The 21226-nt window shown below is 57.1% G+C and carries 15 protein-coding genes, 1 other RNA gene and 1 pseudogene; 2 read left to right on the plus strand and 15 right to left on the minus strand.

What is annotated here, in order from left to right:
* The first annotated feature begins 112 nt into the window (after positions 1-112).
* Positions 113-1303, plus strand: a complete 1191-nt coding sequence (locus KGA88_RS07705; RefSeq protein ID WP_115948366.1) for a nucleotidyltransferase — start codon at positions 113-115, stop codon at positions 1301-1303.
* Positions 1304-1454: 151 nt separating this feature from the next.
* Entirely contained in the window at positions 1455-1946 is a 492-nt protein-coding gene (locus tag KGA88_RS07710; RefSeq protein WP_158560147.1) for a hypothetical protein, read from the plus strand.
* A 338-nt stretch (positions 1947-2284) separates the two neighbouring features.
* On the opposite strand, the gene KGA88_RS07715 is transcribed toward KGA88_RS07710, so the two are convergent.
* The 15 genes and pseudogenes from KGA88_RS07715 to KGA88_RS07785 form a co-directional block, all read right to left on the minus strand.
* Positions 2285-2581, minus strand: a complete 297-nt coding sequence (locus KGA88_RS07715) for a hypothetical protein (protein WP_223590002.1) — start codon at positions 2579-2581, stop codon at positions 2285-2287.
* On the minus strand, positions 2578-3558 hold the full coding sequence (locus KGA88_RS07720; protein ID WP_223590054.1) for an integrase domain-containing protein: 981 nt from the start codon (positions 3556-3558) through the stop codon (positions 2578-2580). Before KGA88_RS07720 ends, KGA88_RS07715 begins: the two co-directional genes overlap by 4 nt.
* Entirely contained in the window at positions 3536-3895 is a 360-nt protein-coding gene (locus KGA88_RS07725; protein ID WP_223590005.1) for a hypothetical protein, read from the minus strand. Before KGA88_RS07725 ends, KGA88_RS07720 begins: the two co-directional genes overlap by 23 nt.
* Entirely contained in the window at positions 3879-5279 is a 1401-nt protein-coding gene (locus KGA88_RS07730; protein WP_223590007.1) for a YfjI family protein, read from the minus strand. The genes KGA88_RS07725 and KGA88_RS07730 overlap by 17 nt, the downstream gene beginning before the upstream one ends.
* Positions 5280-6307: 1028 nt before the next feature.
* Positions 6308-6628 (minus strand): annotated as a pseudogene (locus tag KGA88_RS07735) (tyrosine-type recombinase/integrase); the annotation flags it as partial.
* Between the two features lie 20 nt (positions 6629-6648).
* Positions 6649-8004, minus strand: coding sequence for an McrC family protein (locus KGA88_RS07740; RefSeq protein ID WP_317851660.1), 1356 nt, complete (start codon positions 8002-8004; stop codon positions 6649-6651).
* A gap of 3 nt (positions 8005-8007) precedes the next feature.
* Complete coding sequence (locus KGA88_RS07745) at positions 8008-10389, minus strand: McrB family protein (RefSeq protein WP_223590011.1); 2382 nt, start codon at positions 10387-10389, stop codon at positions 8008-8010.
* A gap of 5 nt (positions 10390-10394) precedes the next feature.
* Positions 10395-11108 carry a SprT family zinc-dependent metalloprotease gene (locus KGA88_RS07750; RefSeq protein WP_223590014.1) on the minus strand — a complete coding sequence of 238 codons (714 nt, stop codon included), beginning with the start codon at positions 11106-11108 and terminating at the stop codon, positions 10395-10397.
* A gap of 4 nt (positions 11109-11112) precedes the next feature.
* Complete coding sequence (locus KGA88_RS07755; RefSeq protein WP_223590018.1) at positions 11113-14430, minus strand: type I restriction endonuclease subunit R; 3318 nt, start codon at positions 14428-14430, stop codon at positions 11113-11115.
* A complete protein-coding gene (locus KGA88_RS07760; protein WP_223590020.1) occupies positions 14430-15767 on the minus strand; it encodes a restriction endonuclease subunit S in 1338 nt (445 codons plus the stop codon). The genes KGA88_RS07755 and KGA88_RS07760 overlap by 1 nt, the downstream gene beginning before the upstream one ends.
* Positions 15760-18261 carry a type I restriction-modification system subunit M gene (locus KGA88_RS07765; RefSeq protein ID WP_223590023.1) on the minus strand — a complete coding sequence of 834 codons (2502 nt, stop codon included), beginning with the start codon at positions 18259-18261 and terminating at the stop codon, positions 15760-15762. Before KGA88_RS07765 ends, KGA88_RS07760 begins: the two co-directional genes overlap by 8 nt.
* Before the next feature lie 162 nt (positions 18262-18423).
* The gene (locus KGA88_RS07770; RefSeq protein WP_223590025.1) at positions 18424-19680 is read right to left on the minus strand and encodes an integrase domain-containing protein; all 1257 of its coding nucleotides are present in this window, start codon (positions 19678-19680) and stop codon (positions 18424-18426) included.
* Positions 19681-19867: 187 nt separating this feature from the next.
* Positions 19868-20261, minus strand: a transfer-messenger RNA (tmRNA) gene (gene ssrA, locus KGA88_RS07775).
* Between the two features lie 94 nt (positions 20262-20355).
* Positions 20356-20634, minus strand: coding sequence for a hypothetical protein (locus tag KGA88_RS07780; RefSeq protein WP_223590028.1), 279 nt, complete (start codon positions 20632-20634; stop codon positions 20356-20358).
* 229 nt (positions 20635-20863) lie between these two features.
* Entirely contained in the window at positions 20864-21136 is a 273-nt protein-coding gene (locus KGA88_RS07785) for a hypothetical protein (protein ID WP_223590032.1), read from the minus strand.
* Positions 21137-21226 lie beyond the last annotated feature (90 nt).

The raw sequence follows: 21226 nt of genomic DNA on the forward strand, positions 1-21226 counted from the left end.
TGAAATACTGTAAACGCCCCCAACATCTGGCATCACGGGGCCACTATGAGCGATATTCGTAGATACCTGGAGGAAAAACCACAGTATTTCTGATCTTTGATGGAGATAGAGCATGACTGCCGACAGCTACGAGAAAACGCTCAAACTGGCCGTAGATGCCCTTGAGCTTCCCGACAGCGCTTACGAAAAGGCTATCAATCGCTACAAGGATCTGGGGGAATGGTTCGGGCGCCCCGAATCCACGATTGAAGCCAACGACCCGCATGTTTTTGCCCAAGGCTCGTTCGCTTTAGGCACAGCCATCCGGCCCTTGCTCGAAGGGGAAAGCTACGATCTCGACTTGGCGTGCAAGCTGCGTACGGGGGTGAGTAAAGCAACCCACAGCCAGCACGACCTCAAACAGCTGGTGGGGAAAGAGCTTGAAAGCTATCGGGAAGCTCGCCGTATTTCTAACCCCTTGGAGGAGAAGCACCGCTGCTGGCGGCTCGAGTACCGCGACGAATTGAGTTTCCATATGGATGTTGTGCCCTGCATTCCTACCGACTTCAACGTCAAGCAGCAGCTGACTTCTATCTTAGAAAGTCGAGGGCTGGACAAAGCCCTGGCCAGCACAGTGGCCGACGACTCAGTGAACATCACCGACGACCGCTTGCCCAATTATCGGATGAAGGATGGTGGCTGGCACATCAGCAACCCAGAGGGCTATATCGAGTGGTTCAAGTCTCGGCAACGCGCGGAAGGTTTGCTGAACCTGGCTGAAGCTCGTGCTCAGGTAGACGAGGTACCACTGTACCGCCGCAAAACACATCTCCAACGTTGCATTCAGTTGCTCAAGCGCCATCGCGACTTGATGTTCAAAGACGAGCCTGATTCGAAGCCAATCTCGATCATCATCACAACAATTGCCGCTCGCGGCTACACCGGCAGACCCACCCTCGCAGGGGCAATGGAGCAGGTGCTTAGAGGTCTTAGCGAATTCCGCGCCTCGAACTCAAACGAAGTTCCGAACCCCGCTAACCCGAACGAGAATTTCGCTGATCGCTGGCAGACAGATGAGGGGCGCCGGCTGCGCCTCAAGGAGAATTTCAACGACTGGGTGCGCCAGGCATCCATCGACATTCCACGCCTAGGAGATTTCGTAAACGGCACTGACTTGTCTGAACAGCTCAACGAGAAGTTGGACGTCAATTACTCCGCCGCAGCACTCGAGACCAAAGTTGGCCTACAGGTAACGGCGGTCGCCTTCCAGGCCCCTCATGTGCACATCCCACAAAATGCACCTAGCCCGTGGAGTCAAAATTAAGTTGCCGTTACGGAACGATATCGATCTCTTCCTTAATGCCCAACCTGGGATGGCCCTCAAGCCGTCCCTGGACGGCTGTGTACACATTAAGGGGCGATTCAGACTCTCTGCCTCAAGCGAAGGGGCACCTACGGTTGAAGACGCCTTTCAGTTGCACATCAAAATCTCACGGCACTACAAAGAGCAACTGCCATTGGTGTATGAGACAGACGGGAGAATTCCCCCGGACGGCAATCACCATGTCAATCCGGACGGCTCACTCTGTCTTGGTGCGCCGATCAGGCTCCACAAAATTCTGGGCAAAAACTTTTCACTAACTGATTTTGTAGAGCGGTGTGTTGTCCCGTTCCTCTACTCCATATCGCTAGCAGAGGCAGGGCATCAGCGCTTCCAATTTGGCGAACTTGCCCACGGCGTCAATGGGCTTATCGACGACTACCTCAAGTTGTTTGGCTGTTCATCCAGAGAGGCATTGACGCGATACCTACATACACTGACGCTGAAAAAGCGCCGAGCGAATAAACAGCGCTGCCCCTGCAACTGCGGGAGAAAGCTAGTGAAATGCCGCACCCACAAGGCAATGCTGGAGATGCGGGGCACTATTCCCAAACGCCTGTTTAAGGAAACACTGGCGATGATCTGAAATGGTGCTTATCGCTATGGCGTGAACGACTGCTTTTGGCCCAGGCTGTGTGAAAACGTTTTAGAGCGAGTTTGGCAGTCAGGATCGCAACGAAAAACGCGATGCTATGCAAATTTTGGAGCTGCTGACCAACTAAACGCTGGCAAATTTTACGTAGCAACGCACACTTCAAAACGGTGTCTGCGTTTTTACACAGCCTCGGTCGTTTTCGGCCTGTCACGACTAACCAGTTTGGGTTGTTTTTTGCCATTGCGGCGGTGTTTTTCGAGCAGGTTTATCCGCAAGAGAATATCCACGCTGAGATAGATGAAGGTGGGCAAGTGAGACTGGGGGGCTGCCTACCTACGACTAGTCGAGCTACCAATCAGCAATTGCCGGTCATTCCCTAATCGCTTCCAGACCAATAGAGCGGTGAGCCGATAGTAATACCGGGTGGCGTCGGAGTGATCTCTCAGGTGCTGAGTGAGAAACCAGCGCACATGCTTGAGCTGCCAGGTCCAGGGATTGTCTCGCTGCCATCGCTGCTGAATGGCCGCTTGCATGATTCGGGCTTGCCGTAGGTGTCGTTGCTGCGTGGCATTCGAACCAGTCAGTACGCCGCTCAGGAACAGCGCCATACCGAAGGGCTTGCTCACGCACGACCTCCAATGTAGGCCGAAACCACATCGATCCGGTTATGCCCGAGCTCAAGGCTGATCTGTTGGCGCGCCTGTTGATCAAGGTCGCGGTCAATGCAATAGCAGTGGCCGCCGTTGACCGGTGCGGCATGGCCAGTGAGCTGTTCGTAACGCTCGCAGGCGTAGGCTGCTCGCAGTTCATGAAAGCCCTTCAGCCCGTGTTCATGCAGCGTTTCGCGGGCGGGGAGCACGGTCTGTTGCAGGAACGCGGCGTAGCTTTCGTCTCGGGCCAGCAAGTTGCGGCTATGGGGCGGCGACGCATGACGAGCCAACTGCAGTGCCGCCTTCACCGCTGCATTGGCCACAACCCATCGCGGCGCGGAAGCCCCTGAGCGACCGCCTTTGGTGCCGTCCTGGATGTTGATGCGGCCTAAGTGTTCGGCTTCGCGTTGCAGTCGTGGCAGCTCAGCCAGGATCGCTTCGCGCAGGCGCATACCGGTTGTTCGGGCCAACAGGACAATCGCTGCCACCCGCTCGTGTTGCTGTTCGCCAAGCGCCTCAATCACTCGCCGCACCTGTTGGTGGTCTTGGCCATCCGGCGCGCGGGTGCGTACGCTCGAGCGCTGCAGTCCTAACGCCTGGCTCGGACTGGCGATCCTCACGTCCTGATCACCGCGCAGCGCAGCGAGGGTGCGGTTGACGCTGCTCAGGCGGTTCTGCGCGGTCGCGATGCAGAGTTCACCTTGCTGGATCTGCTGGCGCAGATACGCGGCGTAGTCTTGCAGCGTCCGTCGATCGATCTGGCGCGCATCGTTGTAACCGGGGCCGTGCTCTGACCGACACCAACGCACGAACGCTTGCCAGCGATCGCTGTGCGCTTTGACCGTGGCGAAGTGGCCGCCGGCAAACAGATCCTTGAGCGCTTGTGGGCCGGCGTAGCTCAGCTGACGACCGTAGCCGAAGTTGCGACCATCACGCCGACCGACCAAGGCCATCATCATCACCGTCTTCGTTTTTTTGCAAAAAGAGCAGTAAGGCTTTCCAGTGGAGGCTGAGCCTGTCTACCTGCTGCCAGTGTGTTGGGCGGATCAGGAGGGTGTTCTCGTGGTGTTGCAGCAGTGCCCCTTCCTCACGCAGTTGCTCAATCAGCAGGACGAGGTAGGCAGGATCAAGTGGTGGTGTGGCGACATCGGCGACAGTGGCGACAACCCGAGTCGTTTCTGGCCTGGGGCGCGGCGACAGGGTGGCGACAGAGGTGGCGACACGCCGCGATTCTGGCTGAGGTTGATGTTGCGCTTGGTAGCGGCGCACCGCGTCATTGAGGCGGAACATGGCGTACCTCGAAGGTTCTTCCATCGCGACTGCTCAGCCAGCGATGAGTGATCAGTACGACCAATAAAGAGGCGGTATGGTCAGCGCTCTTACGGGCAAAACGAGGGCCGTTGCGATTGACGTCTCGGATGCTGAAGTGGGTCCAGCCTTTCTGCACCAGCCAGCGCAACAGCCGATCCGCCTCTTCGCGTCGGCTATTGACTGGCTCCTGTTCGGTCAGGCGCTGGATCTCGGCCAGGTAGTAATCCATCAACGTGGAGGCGCGCTGGATGTGTGCTTCATCCAACTGACTGGCCTCTTCAACCATGGCCAGCACGCCCGCGATGCGCAGCACATTCGCCGGGGCTTTGCCCGCGAAAGGCTGGACGCCGGCTAGCTCGCCGAACTCGCCAGACTGGCACTCGATGGTGTCGTGAATATCAATCCAGGCACGACGGGCACGGGCGGTCAGCTCGAGCGTGGCGGGATTGAGTGAGCCATCCTGGTGAAGTGACCAGGGCTTTTGCAGCAGGGCGGTGATCCGCTGTTGGTAGCCCTGGACTTTGGCATCTCGGGTCAGGTCGATTGCCTTGTAGAGTCGCTGGCCAGCCAGGCGCTCGGGCCAACTGATCAGGCAACGGCCGAGGATGCCTTGGCCATTGATCACCGGGTCTTTGAACAGTTGGTTGGCCAGGTAGGGCTGCAGCATCAGATGCAGACTGAGGCGGCGGTCATAGGCGCGCAGGCTTTCTCCGGCCATGGAACGCGCCCGGTCGATCGGGCTACCATCCCACAGTGTCGACAAGGTGGTGATCGCCTTGAGCAGGTTCTCTTTGCTCATGGTGCTGCTGCCCAAGAACTGGCCACCTTCATCATTGAACAAGCCCATGCTGGGCAAACCATGGCACAGGCTTTTGACCAGAGCCTCAATGGTGGGTTCGGCAATGATCAGTCTCGGCGGTACCGGCTCGGATAGCTCACTGTCTTCCGCCTCCGCGTGTTTCTTTGAGGTTTTGGGTTTGGTAATGATGCTGGTGGCTACGCGATAAGCTTTGAGCTTTTCCGCATACAGGGTCCACTGCTGTCGTTCCCAGTCGCGCGCGGCCTTCAGTGCCAGGTGGTCCACCGCGCTTTTGCGATCACCCGAGGACGCCACCGTCAGTAGGTAGAGGGACAGCGGATAGGTTCGGCCGTCGAGTTGGACATTGGCATGACCCTGGCTCACCAGGGCGGCAGTGGCCAGCACCGATTGCGCCGCCATGGCGCAAGGCACGCCGATCACCTCGGCCAGTCGTTCGACCGCAGGGCCCAACAGTTCTCCGAGTGCTTCGACCGGGTAGGGCAGTGGCGCCTGCTGGCATTCCAGCAATGGTTGTGGTGGCTCGAACGCTTCGCACAGTTGCATCGCTATTCTCCTGAGATTATCGACTTCGTCCTCACTCATCCCGCCACGGTTGTTGAGTGTTATCAGGGATCAAGGCCCCTGCGACCTGTGAGGTTTGTCCACTCACGCGGGACTGACGGCTCCTTACGACCGGGAGCTTGGGCATCTCATGATCCGGCCTCCTGAACACCGATAGCGGTGGGCGGGTGGAGGCTGCACTGGCTGACGAAACCAGCGCCGCGAGATCCTGAGTCGTGTGAAGGCAGTGATTTGATGACTGGGACATGCCTGACTGTCAGTCAGGTGCAGTCCATTCCGTGGGCTGCGGCACCGTCATCGGCATCGCTGTGGCGAGTGAGCATTCGGTGTTTGTCACGCCGATTGTCACGAGGGGGAAAGCCGCAAAGACCCGTGCGAGCAGGGCTGCAGCAGTGGTAGGGGCGCCCGTCTCTTTAGGGGGCAAAGAGACGGGAAAAAACTTGGCGCAAGAAATGGCCAAGCGGATAAATTGCTGCAGAGCAGCCAGGAGGGGCATGAGCTACCGCAGTGGGCATTCTGGAAGAAGTGGCATCCATCACATCGCTGTGACCGTGCGAGCCGCCGGATGCTAATCGCACTTGGGGAGAACCACCACAATGTGGCGTAGCCTCAAAGGTTCTGGCTACCTGGGTGCTGTCGAGGACAGCGCTTGTACAGTTCTGGTTTAGCGCTCGTTCTGCTCGCGGTCAACAGTATTTTGGGGGGCGGCTGTTGCGCTAATCGGTAGCGCTGGAAGACCTTGGATGCCGGTGGCTTTCCATGGCAGGGTGGTCGTTCGTCGGTTTTTAATGTGAGCCCATGCGAGTGGGAATGCGGAGCCTTCCCGCTCGCGTGGGCTTGGCCGAGAAAGCCCCAAGAGAGAGGTTTGCAACGGCGACAGTCGCCACTTCTGTCGCCATGCTGCAAACCAGGTATTACGCGGGTTGTCGCCGGTGTCGCGACTGTCGCCAAATCAACCATCACTCCACCTGGGGAGTCATTTTCGGTTACCTGCGGCGTTCGGTGAGCGCTTACCGTATCGGCACGACATTGCAGTTCCTGGTGTCATTGATGGCAGCTACCGACAGACTGCCCATTGCTGCTTTTTGGATGTGCTCACTCCACTAAGCCATCATCGGACGCCGGCGTTCGATGTAATCCGCTCGGTTGTAAGCGCTTCGGACTTCGTCCTTGTCGACATGCGCCAGCGCGACTTCGATCAGCTCCGGATCCCACCCATGCTCGTTCAGGATGGTGCTGGCCATGGAGCGCATGCCGCGGCTGACCAATCGGCCCTCGAAGCCCATGCGTTTCAAGGCCATGTTGGCGGTCTGGCTATTGCTGCTCTGGCGAACTACGAGTGGAACAGTTGTCAGTCAAATGTCGGCAGCTCAACTCCGGAAGTAATTTCCCTCTGCGTGCCCTTGAAAACTGCAGTAAACGGAGCACCGCCCGGAACCAAAAGCTGGCGTGACTTCAGGCAAAAGGGTAGTACCCACAGCCGCAGACCGTCTATCTTGGGGAACTCGAATACTGAAAGCGGCCGGTCGAATGCGGCCGTCTTAGGGTAAATCAGCACCACATCCCCCGTTCCATTAAGATAGCTCTGTCCGTAGGCCTGTAATTGGTAGAAATCGCCTTGCACGAGGCCGTACTTGTTCGTGCCATTCGCCTTCAGTCCATCCAACAGTTTCCACTTTGTGTCGAGAACCAGCAGATCCTTGTTGGTATCCCGAATCAACAGGTCTGGCTTTAGACAAAACCAGTTCTGCTCTCGATGTCGAACCAGGTGATGACTGCGTGCTTGGGTTTTTAGGACAAGCGGCCGCGTCAGTTGTTTCGCGAGATGCTTGGAGACGAACGCTTCGAACACTGCCTCCATTGGAAACAGCAGTGATGGAGCATTGTGACCGCCGCTGCCAGTCAAGGGCGACTGCTCCTCTAGAATCAACCTCGCCCAAGCCAGCGCATCACTGTAGTAGCCCATTCCCCGGTCGAGCCGCACTCGCTGGAAATCGATCCGTGGCTGTATTGAAATCGGGACCTCTGCAAATACGAACTCTAACTCACAGGCCAGTTGCTGATGAGCCTGAGACGCCGACAGCATTAGTACTCGTCGCAATGCGGTGTGCAGCAAGCGGTTTTCCGGGCGATCGATCGAAAACTCGTCGTGCTCTGTGAAAAAACGGTCTGCCCGATATAGGTTTTGCCGCAGATGCGATGCCATCATCAGCTTGCCGCGAAGTGCAAATAGGTTGTCCTGCCGACAGGAGTAGTTGCTGCGCAATCCTCGTTTGACGATGTGCTCGACCGCGCGCAGAAACTCGGCAATAAAAACTTCCAGCAAGGGCATTCGTGTCGCCGAGAGCTTGGCGCTGTCGGTTTGAACGTGGCGGAAGCCTTGAAGACAGCAGAGCATCTCAATTAGAAGCTGACGCGCCTCCATTGCGCCGCCGCCTATCGCTTTGCCGACCTTGGGTAGCACTTCGATCTGGTAACCGTCCGGTGCGCGGATCACTCCGACAAAACTGGTGACCTGAACGACACGATAACCACGCCGCTGAGTCAGACGCAGCCATTGAGAACCACTTTCGTTGGCTGCCCGCAGGCACTGGCGTTCGAGCCATCCGTAGACCTTGTCCGGGACCGTGTGCAAGACCTCGGAATGCGCATCACTCGACGTCGCTGCTGTCAGCACGTCAAATTCGTAGATCGTGATGCCGCTCACCATTCAAGTCGACAACGTCAGGTAGATGCCGATGTAGGCATCCGGATTTGAGAACGCAGCCTCCTGCACAGCGTAGTGGCGCTTAGTGGAGTAGCTGTCCATGCCATGGTCGCTGCCGAACAGTCGAGCCAAATCGTCCTCCTGATCTTGCCCCTCAACAACAAAACGTGCGGCGGGGGATTTCTGGTTGTCCGCCAATACAAGACGGATCTTTTGCCAGTCTTCAAAAAAGTACTCTTCGAGTAGGGGCAAAATGCGAGTACTGAACACCTGTTGCAATGCTACAAATCGTTCATCCCCATCAGGAACCTGCGCCAACGGTGTGAAGTATGCGTGGCCGATACAATGGTCGCGATCGTAGAGCATCTCAACGCGCTGGTTTATGGCATCAAGCATGCGAGGCACATCTACCAGCTGTTCGCCCATGCTGACCCGCAGGCCTGCGAGCGGTGCACCCGGCTCATCGCGAGCGTCCGGCATCACCGGCACAAATTCGAATCGACGGCGCAGCGCGGTATCCAGCAACGCAAGCGATCGGTCTGCCGTGTTCATTGTGCCGATAATGTCGATGTTGGCTGGCACCGAAAAACTTTCGCCGGAATACGGCAACGTCACTGAAATGGCGTTTACAGCTCCTTCGCGCTTATCAGCTTCGATCAGGGTGATCAGCTCGCCGAAGATCTTGCTGATGTTGCCTCGGTTGATCTCGTCGATCACCATCGCGAATTGCTGATCTGGTGCCAATCGTGCCTTCCGGCACAGATCCTTGAAAGCCCCCGCGCGGATCTCGTAATGGATTTCACCGGTCTCTGTATCGCCGTCGAGAACCGGTCGGAGCCCCTCTACGAATTCTTCGTAACCATAGGATTGGTGAAAGGTGACGAAGCTGTAACGTTTGATGTATTCGGTTGAGGGTGGGCCGGCATCGTACTCATCCACGAGCCTTTTCAGGTCGGCGGCTGCGTCCTCCCAGTCCCCAGCAAGTATCCAGGACGAATCCGGTAGCTTGTCAAACACAGCCGGTGCCATCCGTTTGCTCATCTTGACAGTTTCAGATGATTCAATCGTGTGGTACTGAAGGGCACCCCAAACGGTGTTTCGTACATTCTTGTTCGCACTCTTGGCGACGGCAATAGCTTTCATGAAAGGGTGATCGAGCAGTGTGTCGACGCTCGCTTTCCCGCCCAGATGGTAGAGAGCCGCTGCAGCAGCCTCCCACCAGGTGAGGCCCACTGCATTTGCGCCCACAAATTGATTTTGCCACTCTTCCTTGGAAACGGAGGTCATGGCCTGCTCATACTCTCGCTTAAGCAGCTTCGACAACTCGTAGGTCTTCCCCGTGCCGGGAGGGCCGTAGTAGATACGGTTGATGGGAAACCTCACTGCATCAGAGTCGGCTGTTTCGTCTTCGTCGGCATCATCACCTTGCTCCACTGGATCATCCCGCAGTTGATCTGGCCACAGTCCCGGCCGCTCCGTTTCAAGCACCAGCCAGTCGTCGAGTGATTCACGCTCGGCAGAAAGGGCTGCTTCGATCTTTGAGACTAATTCCTCGGTCAGCGGTTCGCGGTTGAGCTTGGTTAACGCACCCATCTCCCGCGTCCATGAGAGCCTCCGCGTCCGTGTGCCCCGAATGACGCCAAGCACACCGACCGCGCGCTCACTTCCGGGATTCTTCCGGCCAAACCGCACTTGGACGCCCTTATTCATGTGCCACCAGTCCAGACCTGCCGTATGGACAGCCCGCGCCAATCGACAGAACAGAGCTTTGTCTTGTGGTGACCACGAGGCACGGAAAGTCTGGAAGGCAGGTTTACTGTCGAAGTGCTTAAGCAGGTCCTCGTCGCTCAGTGTCTTACCGAGGCTCAGCTTGGCAACCACCTCGTCGTAGCGCAGCTTGAAGCTGCGAATGGCTTCAATGCTCCAAGTAGTGAGCTGGTCCAACGATTTTCCCAGACCATCGGCTGCGGGTAGTTTGGTGACAAAGGGGGATGAGTTGTTATAGGCGCCACGCAGCGTTAGATAGGCTCTTCGCGTCACATCCAATTCGTCCAGTCCGACGGTATCGATCTTGACCACGAAGCCGTCATTGGCTTCGATGCCTACGGTGTAGGCCAACTCCTTCGGTGCTTCGGACGAGGGGTAGAGTTTGGCCCAGTTGTAGCCAGCGAAATTATTGCCTTGGTTGGTAGGGCGCTTGCGAATCTCGACGCGGCCCATAGGAAACAACTCGGCCTTGAGCCTGTTCGCCCACTCCTCTGTTACTTCATAGGCCTTTTTTAGATCTTCGTAGGCCCGGTTTTGCTCAGGGTTTGATTCGTCACGCTTTTGTCCCTTCCACTTGTTCAGCAGTTTGAAGTGGTCACTGGTGAAATAGTCCGCCATGGTTCTCAGATCCCTTCGACATCAATCCCGTGTTCGGCCAGCCAAGTCTTTCGCTGCGCGAAATCAGGCATAGCGCGCTCCACGCGTAACCAGAACGCGGGAGTATGGTGCGGCTCGTGCAAGTGAGCCATCTCGTGTACTACTACGTATTCAGCGATACGTGTCGGCAATAAGATCGCTTTCCAGTGGAAGTACAGCCAGTCGCCCTTGCCACAGGAACCCCACCGATAACCCAGGTCCTGCACCTTCACGCCCGCCGGTCGCACCTCCATCCGCGACTGGCAGTCGGCCACCCGGCCCGATAGCCAGGCCTTCGCACGTGCGCTGTACCAGCGAATGAAATGCGCGCGCGCGGTGGGTATGGCGTCACGGCGTATACAGAAGCGGCCACCTGCAAGCTTCAGCGGCACGTTCTGTTCCTCGACCACCTTCAGCCGGTGGCTGCGCCCGAGGTACAGGAAACCCTCGCCGCCGACGAACTCCTTGTGCGGAATCTGGCGCTGCAAACGTTCCTTCTCAGCTATCTTGGTGTAGATCCAGAAGCGCTTCTCCAAGACAAATTCGCGCAGCTGAGCTTCGCTAACCTCCGGCGGAGCAGACAGAACCAAGTTACCACTGCGTTCTACCGTGATCTCCATCGTTCTGCGACGTGCGCTGCGTCGGATGGAGAACAATAAGTCGTCCACTTGGAGTACTGGTGATCTCGTAGATACGAGCATCGGATTACACCTGCACCAGCTTGTCGTGGTTGGCGCGGGCCTGCTCCATCAGCTTGTCAGCCAGCACACCGGCTTTGTCCGCATCCACCAGAGGCGGACGAAGGCGCATTAGCTGGTCGAATAACTGGCCGTTCAGCTCGTCCTGTGCGGCGCGTTTGTGCGGACTCCAGATATTGCGGTTGCTCTGCAGTTCCTGAGCCAGAGATTCGACCAGCTCAACCGTTACATCCTTCAGGCGCAGCAACTCGGCTGCAGTTGGCGTCTGGCCAGCACAAACGACATCAAGGACAGTGCGGAGGAACGGCGCGTAGTGTTCGGGTAAGTCGCTCGGCGTATCGGCACTTCCCACCTTGCCAGTGCGCAACTCGTCGATAATCTTCTGCAGTTGCGAGATCACCTCGTTCCACTTTTCACCTAGTGTTTTGAGAATGTCGTTCAAGTGCTCGGAGAGCTTGCGGTACAGCACCGGGTCTTCATCGGTGTGCTTACGGATGTGCGAGCGAATCGCATGCTCCATCTCGGAAGCCTTGGCGCGGTCGTTTACGGCACGCGCAAGGTGTGTATCAAACTCGGCATCGGTCAGCTGAATCGGCGGGATCTTTGGGTCGATGCCCAGCGAGATCACATGGTCGTCGATCAGCTTACGAACCTTGGCACCCACATCCTTGCCCAGTACCGGCGTGTCCTTGTAGCGATTGCGGGCGCGGGCATGGATGTAAGCTAGGCGCTTGGCGTCTCCGGAATAAGGCAACCCTTCCGGTCGCGGCAGCACCGTGTCCAGTGACCCCAAGAAAGCCTTGAGCTTAACGACGAACTCGGCGCGCAACCTCTCGTTGCCCAATGCCTCAACACAGGCTTCAGTGTCCTCCAGCGACTCGATACCGTGCTGGCGGAACAGGTCTACTACACGCAGGTGCCTGTCGCGCAGCACCGGTACTTCGTCCTTTAGGCTAGCCAGCGCGCCGTCCACGTCCTCATCAGCGTAGGCTGCCAGCGCCTCCTTCAAATGCTGTGCCACGCCGTAGTAGTCCACCACAATGCCGCAGCGCTTGCCGAAGCCGGTACGGTTGACGCGGGCAATCGCCTGTAGTAACTCAGCCTCGCGGATCGGGCGGTCGAGGTACATCACGCCTTCGATTGGCGCATCAAAGCCGGTGAGCAGCATCGACTTCACGACAAGGAAGGCCAGCGGGTCGATCTTCTCCGGCTTAGCATTGAACAGCGGCTTCTTGAAGCGCTTGATCAGTTGCTCATGCACCGCGCCGTCTGTCCACTGCTTCCACGCAGGGTCGTCATTGTTGCTGCCCGAAATGATGGGCGCGAATTCAATGCGCGCCAGCGTGTCACGGTACCGCCAGGCCTGTACCACCGCCTGCACGCTCAAAGGACGCTGACACAGGGCCTCGTCATCCAGGACCTTGTCTTCGGGCGAGAGCACCTGCGCCTCGGCCAATAACTCATCGCGGGCTGACCGTAGCGCTTCAAAATAACGAATCGCGGCCAACCGGCTGTACGCCACCACCTGCGCCTTGTAGCCGTTGGGCAGGATGTTGGTCACGTAGTGACGAATGATATCGCGGGCCTTGTCGGCGATCAGCGCCGGGGCATCAAAGATGTGGCCTTTGGTGGCGTACTTTTTCTTGATCGCCTCCAGCTCTTCCGGGGAGTGCTGGCGGAACAGATCTTCGAACAGTTCGTCCAGGCTGGCGCCGTCCTTGATCGCTCCATTGGCCGTTCGGCCCTCGTAGAGCACCGGGACCGTAGCGCCGTCGGCCTCGGCTTCCTTGATGGTGTAGCGGTCAATGAACTCGCCAAAGATCTCATGGGTACGCTTCTTGTCACCCATAATGATTGGAGTGCCGGTAAAGCCGATGCGCGCGCAGTTGGGCAGGCCCGCCAGCAGGTTGGCTTGAAGGTCACCAGCCTGGGTGCGGTGCGCCTCGTCCACCAGCACAAGGATGCTATCGTCTTCGTTCAGCACCTCAAATTTTTCGTCAGCCTTGTAGATGACCTTGGACTCTTCCACTTTCGGTAAATCGTCCGCTGTCAGCGGCGCATCACCGGTGCTATCTGGGTCACGGTATTTCTGGATCGTGGCAAAGATCAGCCCCGGGCCCTTGCGCCGTGCCAGCGCCTTTACGCCCGCAGTGCTCTCTGCTACGTCCACCACTTCGCCGGTCAGCGTGGCGGTCGCGGATAACTGGCCCTGCAAGTCTTTGCGGTCGGTGACGACGACTACCTTGAAGCGACGTAGTCGCGCGTCTGTGCGCATCTTGCGAATCAGGAACACCATTGTCAGACTTTTGCCGGAACCCTGGGTGTGCCAAATGATACCGCCGCGCTTGTCGTGTTCGCCGTGCTGCAACCGCGTCTGTCCGGTCTTGAGGCGGGCAATTGCCCTGTTTACTGCCCGGTACTGCTGGTAGCGGCACACCGTTTTGATGGTCTGGCCGCCTGTCTGCATGAACAACATGAAGTTCTTCACAACATCCAGTAGATGCGAAGGCGAAAGCAATCCGGCGATCAAGCGCTCTTGCTCGGATAGAGCCGCCTTGCCTAGCGCCTGAGCCACCTCAATCTCGCTACCTGCGCCATCAGGGCCGACCACTGTCTTCCACTGAGCATAATGCTCAAAGGCTGCACCCACGCACCCCACGCGCGCCTCGTCATAACTGGTCGCCACCAGCATCTGGTTGGTGGCAAATAGCGCCTCGTTGCCCTCATTGTCGTCCACCTCAAGCGCAGCTTTGCGCTGGTTGGTGTAGCGCCGCAGTTGGTCCACCGCCTCGGTCAGCGGCTCAGGGACGGACGGGCTCTTGCACTCCACTACCACCAGCGGGATGCCGTTCACCAGTAGCACCAGGTCAGGAACGATGAAGGCCTTGCCACTATTGAAGCCGGGCGGGCAATCGACGCGGTATTGATTGATCACCGTGAAGCGGTTGTTGGCGGGGGTATCCCAGTCGATGTAGCGAATCGTCTGGCCCCGTCCGCCGTCCCAGCCCGGCAACCCTTCCACAGTCAGGCCTTTGATCAGGAGCCCAGTGGCTTTCTCATTGGCCTCTATCAGCTTGTGTGTTCCCAGCCGTGTGATAGCTGCCACGACTTCCGACAGCCGCGCATCGTCCAGCCAAGGCGCATCATTCGCCCCTGGGTTCAACGCGCGTAGTTGCTCGCGCAGCAATCCCTCTTGTATCACCTCAGCAAAACTGCTTCGGCCGGTGATTGTTGGATCGTCGAGACTGCCAGCCTTATAGGTCCAACCAAGTGCCTGTAACTGGGCGACGAATGGTGTTTCGACGTCATCGAGCTCCCATCCCATCAGGCATTCCCTTCTGCTTGTGCGGCATCGGCCAGCAATGGTGTGACGCGGACTCGACCGGTGAGGAGGTCGTCCATAAGGGCGGACTTTTGGTGTCTGAGTTTTTTCAAAGTATCTGCTTCGTATTCCAAGCGATCCAGTGAGGTGCGCATCCTACGAGCGATCTCGCGTTGCTCATAGGGTTTTGGCCAGGGAATATCAAAGGCAAGGACGTCTGTCTTGGTTATATTCGGGTCTTTTCGGGTACTGGCTGCGACCCTTTGCCAGCGCGGTCGACCGTGCTGCAGAGCTCGCAGAGCGAACTCGGGACTGGCCTCGGTAGACTTGAAGGTCAATGCACTGACCGCTTGGTTTGTAGCAGCAGCAATAGCCAGAAGAGCAGTTCGCCCAATCTGCTCCCATCCCCCATACATGGCGACCAAAACAGTGCCTTCTGGCAAGAGGCTGCAAGAAGTTTCCCTAAGAGCCGTTACCGTTATGCTCTCGTCAGTTTCTCGAATCAGATCTTCGTTCAAGTCCTGCGTCTTGACCCATGGCACACCAACGACAGAGAAATAACGATTTTCCTGCTCGCGGGAAGGAGTTGAGCCCGATTTCACGTCTGCAATCTCACTGACTTTCTTTGCGTCCCAATCCTTCGGGATCCACCCCAACTGCGACTCTTTGTAGAGATGCGGTGCTTCTGACTGGGGCGGGCGCAAGGCACCGTTGGCGGCTATGCCGCGTGTCAAAAGGTCGTGCAGCAGACCTTGCTTGACGGACGTGAGCTTGGCGATGATCGCCTCGGTTTCGTAAATGGCAGTGTCGAGGGTATCTATAACCAGTCCCATCGCTCGTTGGTCATCGATATGGGGGGTGGGTAATCGACTCACACGCAATGGAGTGCGATTTAACTCTAGTTGATTGGTTGAGCCTGCAAAGCAAAACCGCTCTAGATGTCTTTGAAGTGCTGGCATGCGGAGCACAGAGTTCAGCCACCGGCTATCAGCAATGTCGGCACGTGGCCGCATCACAGTGACGTGCCCATCAACAATAAAAGTACCGGGTGCATTGAAAACAACGGATCGACCAATAGTCCCAGTACCCGTCGAATTCAAAAGAACATCACCAGATTCTGGTCGAAGCACATTGCGCATTGCGCGGTGCGAATGGGGACGTGCGAAGTCGGGAGCAAATCCTGTGGAAGCAACACAGCGCTGGCCGATCGCCAAGACTTCGCTGTATTCAACGTAGACTGGTGCCGTTCCGCGCGAAATCAAACTACATAGGCTATCGACCGATTGTATCGGCCAATCTGCTTCGTTTGGGATGTCGACGTTTAGTTCGGGTTCAGACATATTGCAACTCCTTCAAGAACCCTTGCAGTGCCTTTGCAGCTTCATCACGCTTGCCCTCGATCTCGGTCAGCGTCACGCGATACTTGTCCCACCAGTTCTCGTACGCTGTCACGATCTGTTTGCGCTGCGCAGCCATGTAGCGCTCAACAATGGCCTGCATATCGTTGTGTAGAATGGTCAGCAGCAGGGCGTCGGCAGCTTCCGGTGTCAACCCCTCAACCGCGGCGCCGATGTGCTGTTTGAAGCTGTCATTCTTGGACTTGAGTTGCTTTTTGACGGAGGTAAGGTCCTTTCTCCAAGCTTTGAGCTGAGCCTCATCCACGACGCGTTCTTCGTCGGCTTCGTCATCTGCAGCCTCAGCGGCTTCGCCATCTTCCCCTTCTGCATCCTTGGGGCTGGCGGCCTTGATTTGGCTTTCCAACTCGGACTTTCTGGCCTCCAGTTCGGTGATGGCCTCGACGAAATCGCTCATCAGGAACTTGACCAGCTTGTGCTCCAGGGGGTTTTCTTTACTGGCTTTATCTTCCAGCGCGGTGACGATGCTAGTGCGCCAGGCGTCGGCCACGCCCTTTGCACCGCGTGCCATCAGGGTTAGGAAGTCGTACTTGGTCTGGTACCAGAAGCCGGCAACGATGCCGCGCACTTGGAAGGGGTTGAGCAGACCGACGGTTTCCAGGCTTTGGCTGAAACTGGCCAACAGCTCGTTGCGCAAAGCTACCAGGCTGGCGGCGTTGTCCATTTGCCCGGATAGCGCCGTGATGCGTGCGCTGTGGGTTTGCCACCACTCCTCGAAGGCGGTTCGGATGGCCGCTTCCTTTGCGACCAGACCGGCATTGCTTTCGATTGTCGGTTTGAGAGCCTGTCGTTTATCGAGCACAGGAGCGAAGTCGAGATACTTGGCCTCACGCTCCACCAGCAGGTCCATCGGATTCAGGCCGTGGGCGCTGAACAATCCTGCTTTGTCGGCTACTTCGGCCTTTGGGATGCCGCCGACCAAATGGGCGCGCACGTCATGTGGTTCGGGCGGCGGGGAATTGTCGGCATAGCGGCGAATGTTGAGGTTGTAGTCGTTTGCCTTGAGTGTGGCGTTGTCGACGATGGCCGAGAAACCGTCGATGGCACGAAACTCGTCGAAGGTGGTGACTATCTTTTCGATGTGCTCCGGCAGCAGGTAATTCTGTGCCCGGCCTTCGAAGAGTTCACGGTCGGCATTAATAAACAATACCTTGCCTCGACGTTCGGCGGGTTTGCCGCTGACGCGGTTGGCACCTTTCTGCACCCTCTGGCGCAGTACCAGAATACAGGCCGGAATACCGGTGCCGTAGAACAGATTGGGGGCGACGCCGATGACGGCTTCGAGCAAGTCGTCCTCAATGATGCCTTTTCTGATGATTCTTTCTTCACCACCCCGGAACAGTACGCCGTGGGGCAGAACAGTGGCCACAATGCCACCGTCGCGCGTGACGGCCAGCATGTGTTGCAGGAACATCATGTCGGCCTTCTTGGCACCCAGCGGCACCTGGCCATAAGAGAAGCGCTCAGTTTCAAACTTGGGCTTCCAGGCGGGCTTGCCATCAGCATCCTTTTCGGTATTACCCCAGTGGATGGAAAACGGCGGATTGGTGAGCACGCGGTCGAAGTGTTTCAACTCGCCACCCTCAACGTGTTGGGGCTCGGCTAGGGTGTCCTCGTTTTGCAGATCGGCGTTGCTGATGCCGTGTAGCAGCATGTTCATCTTGGCGATGGACCACACTGTGCCGTTGAACTCCTGGCCGAACAGGTTCGCCTTGCGACCATCTTCGCCGTGCTCGTCGATGTATTCCTTTGCAGCGATCAGCATGCCGCCGGAACCACAGCAGGGGTCGTAGATGTCGTGTTTGAGCTCGGGTTTGATGAGCCGCACCATCATCCGCACCACCGAGCGCGGCGTATAGAACTCGCCACCTTTTTTGCCCGCCGAATCGGCGAATTCGCCAATCAGGTATTCGTAAGCAGCACCCAGCAAGTCAGGGAACTCGAAGTCCTCGTTGCGCAGGCGAAACACACCAAAGTGCGTGATGAGCTGGCGCAGCTTGATGTCGGAGATCTTGCTCTGGCCGACCTTGCGCGTGAAGTCGATATGCTCTAGTACGTCGTACAGGCTGGTGTTGGCTGTCTCGATACCGGTCAGCGCCTTATTCAGGAAGTCGCCCACGTTCTGGTGCGCATCATTGAGTAAAAAATCGTAGCGCGACTGCGGCGGCACCCAGAACGAGCCTTCTATTTTGTACCAGCGCGAAATCTCCGCAGAGACTTGCGCCTGGACCTTGCTCTTGCCGCCCTCCATCTCGAGGCGAATCACTTCCTCGCGACGTTGATCGAACATGTCGGAGCAGCGCTTGAGGAACAGCATCCCGAAGATGTATTCCTTGAATTCGGAGGCATCCATCTTGCCGCGCAGAATGTCGGCGGCCTTAAACAAGTGGCGCTCTAGTTGGGGCAGAGTCAAAGGCATTGGTTGATATCCAGACAGATCATTACTAGCCATCATGTTGAGGCATTTTCGGGTCGACAGTGTATTCGCAAAGACGATTGCAATTCATGCCTAAACGAGAGCTCGAGAAAGTCCCCGTTTCTCTGATGCGTCATTTTCGGCCACCAGCGCGTTAGGTGGGCCTCACCGTATCGGCACGACGTTGCTGTCCCTGATTTGATTGATCGCAGATGCCGAGAGGCTGCCCATTGCCGCCTTCTGGATATGCTCACTCCACCAAGCCATCATCGGCCGCCGGCGTTCGATGTAGTCCGCCCGGTTGTAGGCGCTCCGAACTTCGTCCTTGTCGACATGCGCCAGGGCGACCTCGATCAGCTCGGGATCCCAGCCATGCTCATTCAGGATGGTGCTGGCCATTGAACGCATGCCGTGGCTGACCAAGCGGTCCTGGAAGCCCATGCGCTTCAACGCCATGTTGGCGGTCTGGCTGTTGGCGTGGGTGCGCGGATTTCTATCTGCCGGGAACACGTATTCCCTGTGGCCGCTGTGGGGCTTGAGCGCCTCCAGTAACGCGAGTGCCTGTTCGGTCAGCGGGATGGTATGCGGGCGACGCTTTTTCATGCGCTCCGGCGGGATGGTCCAGATGCGTTTGTCAAAGTCGATGTCTACCCATCGGGCGGTAGCCGCTTCGGCAGGACGGGTCATAGTGTGCAGTTGCCATTCGATCAGGCAGCGGGTGATCCGCTTGATGCTGGCGTTCGCGATTTCGATCATGAGCTCGGAAAGCTCATCGGGTCGTAGCGCGGCCATGTTCTGTTTCTTGGGTTTCTTGAATACCGCCCGAATGCCACTGAGGGGGTTAGCGAAAATCAGCCCGGAGTTTACCCCGTAGGTCATGATCTCATTGAGCCGTTGGCTCAGTCGCTTCACTGTCTCGAGACTGCCTTTAGCTTCTATTGGGCGCAGCAGTTCGATGACCATCGGTGCGCTGATTTTCGAGAGCGGCGTTGTTTTCAGGTCTGGAAATACATGCAGCGTGAGCGACCGCCAGATGTCTTCGGCGTACGCCGGCGTGACGGAGTCCTTCTTCAGCTCGAACCAGGCGGTGGCCACGTTCTCGAACGTATGTTCCGTCTCCGCTCGTTTGGCTTCGTCCTGTGCATTGCGTTGCACCTTGGGATCAATGCCTTGTGCAAGCAGCTCGCGCGCTTCCACCACTTTTTTCCTGGCGTTCGCTAGTGAGAGCTCTGGGTACGTGCCCAGCCCCATATTGATACGATTTTTGGTTACCGGCTCGCGGTAGTTGAAGTTCCACAACATCGAGCCATTGCTCCTGACTCGGAGCTGAAGGCCGTCACCATCGCTGAGGACGTAATCCTTGTCTTTTGCCTTGACTGCCTTGAGCTGGCGGTCGGAAAGGCGAAGGGCTGGAGCAGGCATGAGAGCTACCTCTGACACCGTTTTGGTATTCCAAAAAATAGCACCGGATGGCTTGGAATACCATTTGGAATACCCAAACGGCTGGAACTCAAAAAACCTCTCCAGCGCCCAGTAGCGCTTAAACCCTTGATTTCACTGGATCTCAGGCACAAAAAAAGACGTCCGTGGACGTCTTTAGATGATGAAGTGGTGGAGCCGGGGGGATTTGAACCCCCGTCCGCCAGTACTCCGCTGTCGGTACTACATGCGTAGCCGTGTCTATTAAGTTAACCCTCAGCGACCCGACGGGCAGGGTGCATTGGGCGAGTTGTGTAAGTTTTAGCCGCTTCGTCCACAACGTACTGCACGGCGATTCTGTTCTATATGACAATCACTTTGGGTTTACAGACATCCCCTGATGATTGCTGGACCCGAAGGTACCAGAAGGGAAGGGCTAAGGCTGCTTACGCAGCGAGAGCGTATTCCCCGTAGGTTTCGTCATTGGCAACTATAGAAAGTTGCAACAGTGGATTTACGAGTTCTGTTACCAACTCGGCATGCACCTAAAGTTTCGCAACCGGCGTCGAATCCAAAACGGCCCCGAGCCTGGTGCTCTGTGAATCAAGTGAGCAACAAGCCTGCACAGTGTACGTCAACGTGATCCAGAAGGCCAACCCGAAGGTTGGCCACCACAGATCATGGGTTTGCTTCGTTGCTCTGTCTGTCAGCGAGTGCCAATGCCTGGGTGGCCTCGGTGACGCATTTTTTGTCGTCTCCGGAGGCTTGTGAGGCTTCGGCGCTGGACATCAGTCGTTTGATCTCCATGGCGGTGTTTCCGGCGGTCGCCGGCAGGGCGTTCACTTTGCCTTTGAGCTCTTGCAGCTTGCTCGTGCAAAGGTTGTTGTCCGCGGCAAATGCAGGAGAGGCCAACATGGCTGCAGAAATGAACAGAGCAGCGAGTGCGGTACGTTTCATGGATGTCTCCTTGAACTGATGGGGCATGTTTCAAAGACCCCGATTCAACGCAAGAATTCGTTTTTTTAGAAATCTGCCGCACAGTGCGCGGTTACACATTTCCAGACCCCGGATGCAACAAAACCCGCAATTGGCGGGTTTTGGTTTGCTTCGTATTGGACGCCGCCGGGTTCTGAATTCCCGGTTGCGGAGCCAAGAAGGCCAACCCTAAGGTTGGCCCTGAGCTGAGTTACTTCCCGCCTTTTTTCGAGTCGGTGACGGCCTTGATGATGTCGTTGGTCTCGGCAATGCAATCATTAGTACCTTCCGTGGTGCCTTTTGCCTGGTCGACTTTGGCTTGTTCGACGGAGGCCTTTACCTGGTCAGCCATTTCCGGAGGAATCTGTGCCTTACCGTTTTCGATGGTTTTCAGGTTGACCGCGCAAAGGTCTTCTGCAGCAAACGAAGTGGAAGCCATGATGGAAGCAGCAACGAACAAACCTAACAGCACAGAACGATTCATGTGTTTCTCCTTGAACTGAAGGACCAGGCATTGCTGGCCATCAAATCGGTCTACCGAGTTTTGGGAAGGTCCCGCATTAGCGGGACTTGA

Source organism: Pseudomonas sp. A-R-19 (assembly GCF_019956575.1).
Lineage (GTDB): Bacteria > Pseudomonadota > Gammaproteobacteria > Pseudomonadales > Pseudomonadaceae > Aquipseudomonas.